This is a genomic window from Methanobrevibacter sp. (genome assembly GCF_017406825.1).
Classification (GTDB): Archaea; Methanobacteriota; Methanobacteria; order Methanobacteriales; family Methanobacteriaceae; genus Methanocatella.
This window is the reverse complement of record NZ_JAFQXT010000036.1, coordinates 18,272-30,853: the sequence shown is the minus strand read 5'-3', so window position 1 is coordinate 30,853 and position 12,582 is coordinate 18,272. Positions and strand designations below refer to the sequence as shown.

General features: G+C 38.2%; 11 protein-coding genes. 5 read left to right on the top strand and 6 right to left on the bottom strand.

Annotated elements, in window-relative coordinates; translation table 11 throughout:
• Position 1: 1 nt before the first annotated feature.
• Positions 2 to 1,297, bottom strand: coding sequence for a histidine--tRNA ligase (gene hisS, locus IJF99_RS06045; protein WP_292793098.1), 1,296 nt, complete (start codon positions 1,295 to 1,297; stop codon positions 2 to 4).
• An 85-nt stretch (positions 1,298 to 1,382) separates the two neighbouring features.
• Between hisS and aroE the strand changes: the two genes are divergently transcribed.
• On the top strand, positions 1,383 to 2,234 hold the full coding sequence (aroE, locus tag IJF99_RS06040) for a shikimate dehydrogenase (protein WP_292793096.1): 852 nt from the start codon (positions 1,383 to 1,385) through the stop codon (positions 2,232 to 2,234).
• A gap of 4 nt (positions 2,235 to 2,238) precedes the next feature.
• Positions 2,239 to 2,925: an ATPase gene (locus IJF99_RS06035; RefSeq protein WP_292793094.1), complete on the top strand. Its 687-nt coding sequence runs from the start codon at positions 2,239 to 2,241 to the stop codon at positions 2,923 to 2,925.
• On the opposite strand, the gene IJF99_RS06030 is transcribed toward IJF99_RS06035, so the two are convergent.
• The gene (locus IJF99_RS06030; protein WP_292793092.1) at positions 2,911 to 4,392 is read right to left on the bottom strand and encodes a replication factor C large subunit; all 1,482 of its coding nucleotides are present in this window, start codon (positions 4,390 to 4,392) and stop codon (positions 2,911 to 2,913) included. The genes IJF99_RS06035 and IJF99_RS06030 overlap by 15 nt on opposite strands.
• A gap of 9 nt (positions 4,393 to 4,401) precedes the next feature.
• Entirely contained in the window at positions 4,402 to 5,349 is a 948-nt protein-coding gene (locus tag IJF99_RS06025) for a replication factor C small subunit (protein WP_292793090.1), read from the bottom strand.
• 147 nt (positions 5,350 to 5,496) lie between these two features.
• Between IJF99_RS06025 and IJF99_RS06020 the strand changes: the two genes are divergently transcribed.
• Positions 5,497 to 6,456 (top strand): zinc metalloprotease HtpX, encoded by a 960-nt coding sequence (locus IJF99_RS06020; RefSeq protein ID WP_292793088.1) that lies wholly within the window; start codon positions 5,497 to 5,499, stop codon positions 6,454 to 6,456.
• Between the two features lie 10 nt (positions 6,457 to 6,466).
• On the top strand, positions 6,467 to 7,198 hold the full coding sequence (locus IJF99_RS06015) for a tRNA (adenine-N1)-methyltransferase (RefSeq protein WP_292793086.1): 732 nt from the start codon (positions 6,467 to 6,469) through the stop codon (positions 7,196 to 7,198).
• A 46-nt stretch (positions 7,199 to 7,244) separates the two neighbouring features.
• Here IJF99_RS06015 and IJF99_RS06010 read toward each other — a convergent pair whose 3' ends face one another.
• From IJF99_RS06010 to IJF99_RS06000, 3 genes are read right to left on the bottom strand one after another with little or no spacing between them, the layout of a single operon-like run.
• Entirely contained in the window at positions 7,245 to 8,078 is an 834-nt protein-coding gene (locus IJF99_RS06010) for a transporter substrate-binding domain-containing protein (RefSeq protein ID WP_292793084.1), read from the bottom strand.
• 27 nt (positions 8,079 to 8,105) lie between these two features.
• Positions 8,106 to 10,961, bottom strand: a complete 2,856-nt coding sequence (leuS, locus tag IJF99_RS06005; protein ID WP_292793082.1) for a leucine--tRNA ligase — start codon at positions 10,959 to 10,961, stop codon at positions 8,106 to 8,108.
• Between the two features lie 10 nt (positions 10,962 to 10,971).
• Positions 10,972 to 11,757 carry an NAD+ synthase gene (locus tag IJF99_RS06000; protein ID WP_366931257.1) on the bottom strand — a complete coding sequence of 262 codons (786 nt, stop codon included), beginning with the start codon at positions 11,755 to 11,757 and terminating at the stop codon, positions 10,972 to 10,974.
• A 65-nt stretch (positions 11,758 to 11,822) separates the two neighbouring features.
• Here IJF99_RS06000 and IJF99_RS05995 point away from each other — a divergent pair, with 65 nt between their 5' ends.
• Positions 11,823 to 12,215: a DUF4440 domain-containing protein gene (locus IJF99_RS05995; protein ID WP_292793080.1), complete on the top strand. Its 393-nt coding sequence runs from the start codon at positions 11,823 to 11,825 to the stop codon at positions 12,213 to 12,215.
• The last annotated feature ends 367 nt before the right edge of the window (positions 12,216 to 12,582 follow it).

Sequence of the window (12,582 nt, the reverse complement as noted above, 5' to 3'; positions counted from 1 at the left end):
TCTATTCCTCTTTTAAATATGTTATGAGATTATCAATTTCAATCAGTTCCTGTTCGCCGCTGAGCATGTCTCTAACGGTAACTTTTCCTTCTGCAAGGTCATTGGCACCGACAATGATGATTTTTTCAACTTTGATTTTATCGGCATAATTCATCAATTTTTTGAATTTCTTACCGTTCAAATCAACATCGGTCTTGATGCCGTTTTTTCTAAGCAATTGGGTTATCTCAAATGCTTTTGCGCGAACATCCTTTGTGATTGGAGCCACATATACGTCGAGGTGTGAAGGCAGTTCTTCCTGTTCGGTCAGCTCTTCAATAGCGTTCATCAGCCTGTCAAAACCAAGAGCAAATCCTGTGGATTCGACTTCCTGGCCTCCGAATACCTTGACGAGACTGTATGAGCCTCCGCCGCAAATCTGCTTTTGAGCTCCAAGTTCCGGAACATAAATCTCGAATACGATTCCGGTATAGTAGTCAAGTCCCCTTGCAACGCCGAGGTTCAAAGTGTAATTTTCAACCCGGAATGATTGCAACAATGATATCAATTCCTTTAACTCTTCCAGTGCTTCTTTTGGCTCTTCATATGGTGCAATAAGTTCTTCAACGTCTGTGATGATTGATTTGTCTCCGACAAGGTCAATTAGTCTCAATAATATTTGGTTTAACTCGTCATTATCAATCACCGGTGAATCTCCACTTAATGATTCAATCAATAAGTCCTTATCGCCCTTATCGATTACAACCATGATTTCCCTTTGGGTTTCATCTGTGATGTCAAAGTGTTTGAACAGGCCTCTGATGATTCCCAGGTGGTTGATGTTCACATCAGCTGTGGTTATTCCTAATGATTGGATTGCATCGCTGCATAGGGCTATAACTTCAGCTTCTCCCTGCGGAGTTTTAGCGCCAATCAGTTCACAGCCGAATTGCCAAAACTGTCTGAATCTGCCTTTTTGAGGTCTTTCATATCTAAAACAGCTTCCGTAATAATATAGCTTGATAGGTTTGACTGCGGTTTTTTCAAGCTCATTTAAATATAATCTGGCAACCGGAGCGGTAATTTCAGGTCTTAATGTCAGTTCCCTGTCGGATTTGTCTTTAAAATTATATAACTGATCGACAATTTCCTCTCCGGATTTTGTTGTAAATAAACTTAATTCCTCAAATAATGGGGTTTTAATCTCTTGATAACCATAACTTTCAAATACTTTTCTTAAGGTACTTTCGGCTTGCTTTCTTTGCCTCATTTCATCAAATAAAAAATCTCTTGTACCTCGTGGTCTTGTAAATTCCATTTTTACTCTCCTTGTATGCGATATATTATAGTTTAACTATGTATGTACAAAGTTATATAATCTTTGTTAATCTATTAAATAATATATGAATATTAAAGGCAGTACGAATATTGTAGGTTTAATAGGCCATCCTGTTGAGCATAGCTTTTCACCGCCAATGCATAATGCGGCATTTAAGCAGTTAAACCTGGATTATGCCTATGTTGCATTCGATGTTGAACCTCAAAACTTAAAATCCGCAATCGAGGGCGCCGAATCATTGGGCATCAGAGGCTTGAACGTTACAATTCCACACAAGATTGATGTTATGGAATATTTGGATGATATTGATGAAGTGGCCGGTTTAATCGGAGCCGTCAATACAATCGATTTCAAGGACATGAAAGGTTACAATACCGATGGAATCGGTGCAGTTAGGGCTATTGAAGAAGTCACATCAATTAAAGATAAGAATGTTGTTGTTGCCGGAGCTGGTGGAGCTTCAAGAGCAATATCATTTTACATTGCAAAATATGGTGCAAAATCCTTAACAATATTAAACAGGAATGTTGAAAAAGCCCAAAAATTGGCTGAGGATGTGTTAAATTCTGATTTGATCAGTGATGTCAAAGCCGATTCGATTTCTGAAATAACATCTTATTTAAATCACGGAGATATTTTAATCAACACAACCCCTGTTGGAATGCATCCAAACATAAACGATAAGCCTATCGCATCAGCCGGCAATATGCATGACGATTTGGTTGTATTTGATGCTGTTTACAATCCAAATGAAACTGTACTTTTAAAAGAGGCCATCAAAGCTAATGCAAAACCTGTATATGGAATTAAGATGCTGCTATACCAGGGAGCTGAAAGCTTTAAAATCTGGACAGGAAGGGAAGCTCCCGTAGACGTAATGGAAGAAGCCTTGAGAAAAACAATCGATTTGAAATGATAATATGGATTTAATTTTTGATGTTTCAGGTTTAAAGTCTGAAGATGATGAGTTCGGTTCATCCAAAAAGGATGTGCTCAAATATTTGAAGATTATTGGAGTTGACACTCGTTTTATATCCTACACTCCAGAAAAGATTTACATCAACAATTTAAGGTTTTCAAAGTTTTCAAGAACAAGGGAGGCTACCTTTAAAAAGCAATATCCTGAAATTGAAGTTGTAAGAAGCAAATTATTCCAGAAAATATGCTCAAAGTCTTCAAAACATTTGGCCTTGGAAATCGAACCCAATTCTGCAATATTGATGCCAAAAGACAATTACATTGTTGATTTGCTTATGGAGCCATATACTCGCAAATACGGTGTGAAACTGGTTTATGAGGGGGATTATGATTTAATCGTCAATCCTTTAATTCTAGATGACCAGGTTAATAATATCTTCGAAGGCATCTTTAAGGGTGAAGGTCTGAATTACACAAAAAATGACAAGGAAATTTATCCTTTGGCAAATGTATCGCTTGACTGGATCAATTCCTTTTTGGAAATGGACGGTCAGGAATTAATAAAAAATGAAAATGAAAATGAATTGGCCAATTCATTTTCCGAATTTTTGGATGAGGTTGCTCCACAGTATAGGGATAATGTTGTGAGCGCTTCTGAATTTTTAAAAAATAAACTAGAAACTGAATAGGGAAACTTGCTTATCAGTTTTCTTTTTTTCATTTTTTTCTTCTTTAGGAGGCTCTTCTTCAACTATTTCCGGTTCTTCGACAATATCCTCACGTCTAGTTTCAACTCCCGGAATTTCAAACGGCAATTCTTCTTCTGCCGGTTCTTCAGCTTCCGGAATCACATTCATCATCTGGTTTTTAAGCTCTTCAGCACGTTTGTCACGTTCTTCAACTCTCATTTGAGCCTTTTGCTTTTCCATTTTGTCTACAACTTTTTTTGGGATTTTCTTTTTCCGGAACCGTTTGATTTCATTTTCTTCAAGTTCTAGAAAATCGGATATTTCCCAGGCAAGTTCGTCATTTTGAAACATTATTTCAAGGTATGGAAACATTGAAACTGCCACTCTACGGGATATATGCATCTTATCGAACATTTTTTCGGCGATGTCGTCCCTCAAGTTTCTTTTTCCTCTGTTACGACTCATTAAGGTAAATATTGTTGGGGTTTGGATTTTTGTGAATTTTTTATATGTTTCATGTTTGGAGTTGCTTACTCCGATACCCATGAAATCTGTAGCGTATTTCCAGTAGCCGTAGTTTCTACTTCTTTGGGTTCTTCCAAAGAATAAATCGGCTTTTGATATGTAGTCATATGCCTTTTTGATTTCATCCTTTTTCTTGTACTCCCTTGGGATGTTTTCTGCAATGTATTCCATGACGAGTGTAGGGTCTTCTTCAACCCATAATGCCTCTTTAACATGGGCAGGGGTTTTGCTTTTCAAAACTCCTGTAATTGCATTAAAGATATCTGAACGGGTGTCTTTAATTTTCATATCTTCAAGGTCTTTCACTTCTAGTGCTGTGTCCTTATCAGAAAGTGCTTGTAGAGTGTTGATGGCTGAACGCACATCTCCCTGCGATTTAACGGCTATTTCTTTTAAAGCCTGGGGATTTGCATCAACACCTTCTTCTATAGCGATTTTTCTCAGCAGCGCTGATATGGAATTCCACCTTGATTTCTTCATTTTGATTACTTGGCATTTAGGTTTAATGGATTGCAATCGTTTTGAATAAAAGTCATTGGCTATTAGAATCATCGGATGGTGTGAAGTTTTGATTATCTCTCCGATTGCCTTTACACCACCACGGTCATTGGTTCCATGAATTCCGTCTACCTCATCAAGGATGATTAGTTTGTATTCATCGCCAAAAAGGGATCTGGAAGATGAGGATTCGCCGATTGTATTTTTAATCACATCCTGTGAACGTTTGTCACTGGCGTTCAATTCAATGTATTCTGAGAATTCCTTGGCTATGATTTGAGCTAATGTTGTTTTTCCGATACCCGGCGGTCCAACTAAAAGCAGAGGTATTTGCGGATTTCCTTTTTTCCACTCACCAACCCAATCTGTGATTATCTTAATCTCTTTTTTATTACCCACCACTTCTGACAGTTCCTGTGGTCGGTATTTGTCAGTCCATAACATTTCAATACCTTATAAGAATTGAGTTAATAGAGCTTCAAGCTGTATTCTTGGATTAGCCCCTTCTCTTATTCTAAAATCACACTCTGCTATTGCTTCAATCAAATCCATGTAGATGCTGGCATCCATTTTTCCATCAATAACTCTTTTTGAAACGTCCTGATAAATCTGGGTTACCATATCTTCACCGCTGGTTCCCTGCAAGACCATGGTTTCTCTCAAAATGTTGCGGGCACCCATGAAATCACCCATCAACGCCTTGTTTATCATGTTGCCAATATCCTGAGGTTTAGCCTTTGATATAACCTCATAAATGGATTCCTCTGTTATTGTCTCTCCTTCTGAAGCTGCGGCCTGCAATACATTCACGGCCTTTCTCATGTCCCCTTCAGCAAAATAGACAATGGTTTCAAGGCCTTTGTCGTCTGCTTCAAAGCCTTCGTTTTCACAAATGAACTGTAGACGTTCCTTGATTTCTTCCCCTTTCAGCGGAGCGAATCTAAATATTGCACATCTTGATTGGATAGGATCTATAATCTTTGATGAATAGTTGCATGAAAGTATAAATGAAGCGGTTTTGGTATACATTTCCATTTCACGACGAAGAGCGTGCTGTGCATCTTTTGTCATGTTGTCTACTTCGTCCAAAAAGATTATTCTGAATGGTGCGCCAACAGGTTTTAATCTGCAGAAATTTTTAATACGGTCTCTTACTGTGTCAATTCCCCTTGCGTCAGAAGCATTCAATTCTAAAAAGTTTTGTCTCCAGTATTCTCCAAGAATGGATTTTACCAGTGCTAAAGCTGTGGTTGTTTTACCGACACCTGCAGGACCAGTAAACATTAAATTAGGCATGCTCTGTTCGCCCACATATTTTTCAAGTCTTGTCACGATTTGCTTTTGTCCTACGATGTCTTCTAATTTTTGTGGTCTATATTTTTCTACCCATGGTCCGCTCATTTAATCACCATTTTTTTATAGTTAAATTTATGTACTATGTTGTTAAATTATTTTTTGCTTAACTTTTTAAATATATAAAATCTAACTAATATATAATTAAAGCGAGCATTTGAAAAGTAATATTTCAAAAAAATTAAGGTGTTAAAAATGAGAGGCACATGGAAACTCAGGTTAAGAATGATTCTTACAACTATCATAATGTTTACAATCGTTTATTTCCTTGTAATGCTTGTAGGATGGTATTTGGGAGTAACAAGTTGGATGTTATACATGGGCGTTAGCCTAGTCATGGTATTTTTACAGTATTGGTTCGGACCATCCCTTGTCAAACGTTCAATGAACGTAAGGCCGCTGTCAGAAGCGGAAGCTCCGCACATCCATCAGATGGTTCAGGAATTGGCTGATGCGGCAGGGGTTCCTAAACCTGAAGTAGGTTTGTCCGAAATCAATATTCCTAATGCATTTGCATATGGAAGATCAAGCAGAAGCGGGCATATAGCAATTACCCGTCCAATTCTCGGATTGCTTGACCGTGATGAACTAAGAGCAGTGTTAGGTCATGAAATGGGACATATCAAGCATAATGACATGGCTGTTACAGCCGCCGTAAGCGTTATTCCAATGATTTGTTATTACATTGCACTGTCATTCATGTTTTCAGGAGACAGCAGAAATGGCGGAGGCATTATAATTGGCATATTAGGTTATGTATTCTACTTAATAGGACAATTGCTGGTATTGTTCATCTCAAGAACCCGCGAATACTATGCCGATGAGGCTAGCGTCGAATTTGGAAATCGTCCGGCTGCTTTAGTTTCCGCCCTTTATAAATTGTCCTACGGCGCTGCAAGATGCGATAAGGAAACAATTGCAGAACTGAACACTAACAGGGCATTCTTTGTAAATGATGTTAACAATGCAAGAAACGACATCACCGATTTCAGGCAAATTGACTTTGACGGTGACGGAAAAATTTCCGATGATGAATTGAGAAGGCTTGTAACATCAGGCGTAAAAATCTCAAAGAAAAACGGAATCATGGAATTGCTCTCCACCCACCCGGATTCACTCAAAAGGGTTAAAAGATTAGGAGAATTGGAAAATTAGGTGCATTATTATGAAAATGATTTTAGATGAACGTGGAAAGAAGTATGTTTTAAAGCCCGGTGAGGAATTTCAGAGTGATTTGGGAATAATCAAAGCGGAAATTCTCGATAATGCTGAAATAGGAGATGAGGTTAAAAGTCACTTGGACCACTCATTTAAAATCGTAAAGCCCAACATCAACGATTTCATAGATGTAATGGATAGAAGATGCTCAATACTTATCAAAAAGGACATCGGACAGGTTTTGGCACACACGGGCTTGGGGGCTGGCTCACGTGTAGTCGATGCCGGAACCGGTGCCGGAGCCATTGCACTTAATTTCGGAAATGTGGTGGGGCCTGATGGTGACGTTTTCACTTATGAGATTCGTGAGGACTTTGCTGAAGTTGCAGCCAAAAACATCGAGAAATTCGGAATTGAAAATATCCATGTTAAAAATCAAAATATCAAGGATGGAATAGATGAGGACAACATCGATTTGGTATTTTTGGACTTGCCAAAGCCATTTGAGATATTTGAAGAGGTGTGGGACGCTTTAAATGTTGGCGGGTGGCTTGCAGTCTATGCGCCTTACATCGACCAGGCCGAAACATCATACCGCGTTGCAAAAAAATTGGGTTTTTATGATATAGAAATATTCGAAACTCTAGAACGGGGTCTTGAGGTCAGGACACAGGGAGTAAGACCTAAAACACGCATGGTCGGACACAGCGGATATCTGATGTTTGCACGAAAATTATAATAAAATAGATAGAGGATATGTACCCTCTATTTTCAACTCTTTTTGATTAAGGATGAATCAGTCCTTCAGGAATTTTATATTGACTGTAGTTTTGTGCGATTTCATCAACGGTTCCGTCTTCAAACATTTCATCCAATGTCTTTTGAACTTGGTCTCTCAAATCTGTATTTCCTTTTTTGAATGCAACGCCGTACTCTTCATGGGAAATTGTATCATCAAGAACTTTGAAATTTTCGTTATTGAACCTTTCGGTTATCTTATAGTATCCCAATCCACTATCACAAATAACAGCATCACAAACGCCGGATTCCAAATCCATCAAAGCAGTATCATATCCGTCCACTTCATTGACTTTTCCTAGCAAATCCTTCAGTGTCTGATTATTTTTGATCGTATTTAAAAAGGAGCTGCCCTGTTGGATTTCAATTGTCTTTCCTTCCAAGTCACTGAGGCTTGAAATACTTGAATCTGATTTAACGATTATAATTTTTGTATTGTTAAAGTAGGGTTCAGTCCAGGTATAGTCATTTTCTCTTCCGTTAATGGTAAATTCACTCCAGATACAATCTATCTCCCCACCGTCCAATTCTAACTGTTTGGTATTCCAGTCTATAATCGGTTGGGGGACGAATGTCCAATTATTCCTATCACAAACTTCTTTAGCAAGTGCTAAATCGAAACCCACATAGTTACCATCATCATCTTGATATCCAAAGGGTGGGAATTTGCTGTTGAAACCAACAATAAGATTAGTTTCGTTGTTGACAGTATTTGCATCGGCGCTGCTGAAAAAATCAAATATTCCCTCAGCACTTACGCAAGCCATAGTCAATGACACTGCCAGTACTACTGTTAAAATAAAAACTATTTTTTTATTCATGTCTATCCCTCTTTTTTTTAAGCGTAATTATTCCATAAATAATGCGGGTTTGTAAGGCATTGCATTTTTAGCCTTATTCTGTGGGTCATATGAGTCATCGGTGTGGATAATTACTTCATTGCCACATTCCTCTTTGATGTATTCAAGGGCATCGGTTAGGATTTCTTCCTCATTTATTTTTCCGATGTATCTTGTTTTTGTTATCTCCTTACCGATTTTTTTAGCCACCATGGCTATTTCCTTTTTGTCATCATAGATGTTGGCTCCGATTGCTCTTCCCATAATCTGGCCGATATCCGGTTTTCCGACTTCATCAGCTATTTTGTATAAATCCCATTTCCAGTCAGGAGCGAGGTAGATGTGGACTTTTTCGACTTCATCTCCAACCATCTGTTTGATGTGTGCAATATCCTTAATGATATTTTCCACCAATTCCTCTGACTTTTCGATTTCGAGACTTATCGCTGATTCGTCTGATTCAGGCCATGCAGCTTCACTTACAAAGCCTTCTCCTCCATAAGTCGCCCATAGCTCTTCTGAAGTGTGCGGTGTGAATGGTGCAAGAAGCCTGATCCAAGTTTCCAGTACTGTTGATAGGACATAAATGACTCCAGGGTCTTGTGCATCTAGTATATGTTTGACTCTGTAGAGGTAGTGGTCAACATCTTTTTTAAGCAGGAATAATGAGTTTTGAAGCGCTTGTCTTGTCTGGAAGACTTCAAGTGCTTCGGTTGATTTTTTGACATGTTCGTTAAGCTGGCTGATCATCCATAAGTCGATTGTACGTGTCAGTTCGACTTCTTCAATGTTGCTTAAGTCCAAAGGCGAACCCTTGATTTCTTCAACTCTTGCTGCAAATTCCCTGAACCATTCGAGTCTTCTTTTAGTACCGAGAACTTCCTTTTCTCTCCAGTCGAAGTCTTGCCATGGTTCGGCTGATGCCATAAGGAACAATCTCACGACATCTGCTGTGTAATCTTTGATTGCATCCTTCAAGAGAATAACGTTACCTTTTGATGATGACATCTTGTTTCCTTCAAGAAGGCCCATACCGAACACTACAGTTCCTTTAGGCCATTTCTCTTCCGGATAAATCGCACTGTGCGCAAACATCAAAAAGCTTAAGTGGTTACCCACCAAATCCTTTGCGGACAGTCTCCAATCCAGTGGATACCAGTAGTTGAATTCGTCCTGGATTTCTTTGACCTTTTCTGCAGGCACTGTAATTTCACCTGAATCCTTGTTTAACAGTACTTTGTCAAAGAAAGCAAGGTTCAAGTCATCAGGATTCATGTCCCTTAGGTATTTTGCAATTGAATAATAGGACATGTAAATTGTTGAATCGGTTAAAGGTTCAATCAGCCATTGGTTGTCCCATGGAAGCCTTGTTCCAAGTCCCACTTTTCTGGAACATGCCCAGTCATCCAGCCAGTTGATGTAATAGTCAAAGTTGTTTTTCAGTTCTTTTGGAATGATTGTTTCGCCTTCAAGAACTTTTAGGGTCTTTTCGGTCCATTCTTCATCACCATATCTCATGAACCATTGGTCATCCATTATTTTAACAACACAATTGTTTCCGCATCTGCAGATTACAGGCCTTTCGGCGAAATCATACATGATGGTAGCCATGTTTTCAGAAATCAATTTTTCTTTCAGCTCTTCACGGGCAAAACGAACCTTCATGCCTCCGAATCCCGGAATGGATTCTATGATGGTACCTTTACTGTGTTGCTGTTTGTATAATTCATTGGTGGCTTCATGAAGTTTTTCATCGTTCTGGTCGGTGATGCCCAATCTTTCTATGATATCGGCTGCAGGGATTTCCCCGTAGCCTTTGAGAGTGCACACTGGTATAGGTTCGACATTTTCGATGATACCTTCTAAATTGTATTTTGCTATCAATTCCTCATTGTTTTTCAAGTCTTTAAGGGCAATGTAGTCTGCCGGCGCATCAGCAGGTTCTGAAAACACAACACCGCTTCCGTAAGATGCGCTTACAAAGCTTGCCGGGAAAACTGGCAGTTCATCACCGGTAAATGGATTTTTAGCCATTTTTCCAATAAAATCATTAGGGTCAATTTCGGAAATGATATTCAAATCCTTAATTTGGTTGGATAAGTTATAGTGAGCTTCTTTTGTTATTATCCACTTTTCGCCTTCAGCATCAACGAGAACATATTCGACATCGGGATTCAGCCAGATGTTGGTTGCTCCAACGATTGTTTCAGGCCTTAATGTTGCAGTTACGAGAATCTTATCTTCAATCGGGAATTTTAAGAGGGTAAGTTCGTTTACCCCCACGCCTTCGCCTTCAAGCAGGTCGTGGTCTCCGACAGGGTTGTCACAGTTTGGACAGTATTTCACAGGGTGTTCTCCTCTTGCAACCAATCCCTTTTCATGCAATGTTGTTATTTGCCATTCGATGAATTTTCTGTAAGTCGGATCGATTGTCCTGAATTCTCTTCTCCAATCTATTGAATATCCCATTTCATCCATTACTTCATGATATTCGGTTGAGAAGTATTTTACAATGAATTCAGGTTCCTCTAATTTTGGCAAGGTTTCTTTTGGAACGCCGTGAACTCTGTGGTACAAATCAAGTGTCCAAGGGTCTTTCCTTTTAATCCTGTCTGCTATTCCAATAACAGGGGCACCGGTTACGTGCCATGCCATTGGGAATAGTACGTTGTAGCCTTCCATTCTTTTGAATCGTGCATAAACGTCAGGTACGGTATATGTGCGTCCGTGTCCTATATGCATTGCTCCACTAGGATATGGGAAAGCAACTGTAATGAATAGTTTTTCTCTCTCATCAGGGTCTGATTCAAAAAGCTTTGCGTCAGCCCATTTTTTCTGCCATTTCTTTTCAATATTTTCGCTCACTAAATCACCATTAAATTATTTTTTGAGGGTATTCCGGAACTTTGCATTTGTGTTCGCTCCCAATAACTTTATTAATAATCATATTAACGTCATCTGCTGAAACATCTAATTTTTCAGCTATTTCAGTATCTTTCATATCTTTTTCGGTGTAAAGATATAATATCTTATCAAGCAAATCATAACCCATTCCAATTTCCTCTTCATCGGTCTGATTGGCCCAGAGGCCAGCTCTTGGAGGTTTGTCGATTATTTCCTTTTGGATATTCAGGAATTCGCTTAATCTGTAAACTTCTGTTTTGTATAAATCTCCAATCGGTTCCATGTCACATGCTCCGTCACCGTGCTTTGTGAAATAGCCGATAAGGATTTCGCTTTTGTTACCTGTTCCGCTGACAAGGTAATTTTTAGCGTTTGCATAATAATAAATGATTGACATTCGGATTCTAGCCTTAAGGTTTCCTATTGCCAGGTTGTTTTCTTCTAATTTTGTCAGTGATAAATACTCGTTTAGAATACTGTCAATGGCAATCTCTTCGTATTCAATGCCTAAATGCTGGGCTATTTCGATTCCATGAATCCTGTCTTCTGCAGGTGTTGTTTCGGAGGGCATGATAATTCCAAAAACATTTTCTTTTCCAACCGCTTCGCATGATAAATATGCAATTAAAGTGGAATCTATTCCTCCACTCAATCCAACCACAATTCCGTTGGTTTTTGACTCGGATACCTTGGATTTGATGAATCCAATAATGGAATTTTTAGTTTTTTCGCAGTCTATTTCTGGAATTTCACTAATGCTTTCACCAACTTAAATCATTTATACAATAAATAATATGTACCTATTAATTTATATATTATATCATGTCTGTAGAATTACTTTGCGAGAAATCATTTTCCAATGAAGACCTGGAAATTGTGGATAGGTTTGTTGAGTTTCAACAAGCATTGATTGATGCCGATGCCGATAAATTGGACGATATTCTTTTGGATGATTTTAAACTTACTCAAATTCCAAACAGGTTCCAAACAAAAATCGAATTCATATCTGATATAAAAGACGGTTCTTTGAAGTTTTCCAAATCCGATATTATGAATCCTACAATCTTGTTTGATGATAATAGTTCTGCTTCATTAATATCTAAAGTTAGACTGACCGCCGAACTCAACGGCAAGGAACTGAGGTGGATTTCCAATACTGTAGCAAGCTTCAGAAAAATTGATGGAATATGGCATATTGTTGAATGGGACCAATGACTTGATATGGAATAGAGATTAAATGAATTATTTACAATCCCCAATTTTATTCTTTATCTTCATAGTTATACAACCTAATATACAAAAATTATTTAATATTATGTTTATTTTTTGTAATATAAAAAATACACTGTCGCTGTCTTTTTATATTTTTATATTGTTGGAATCCTTAGTGAGAGTAAAAATCCACGTAAGTACTGGAGTGTACTTAAAACAAGGTTAAACAAAGAAGGTGTTGAAGTGGCTACAATTTGTAGCCACTGAAAATGATCATGGTTATTTATTTGCGGTCATTTCATTTCTATAATCAAGCGACATTTTTTTGTTCAGATATTTGAACAAGTATTTATATATGATTGTTTAATTA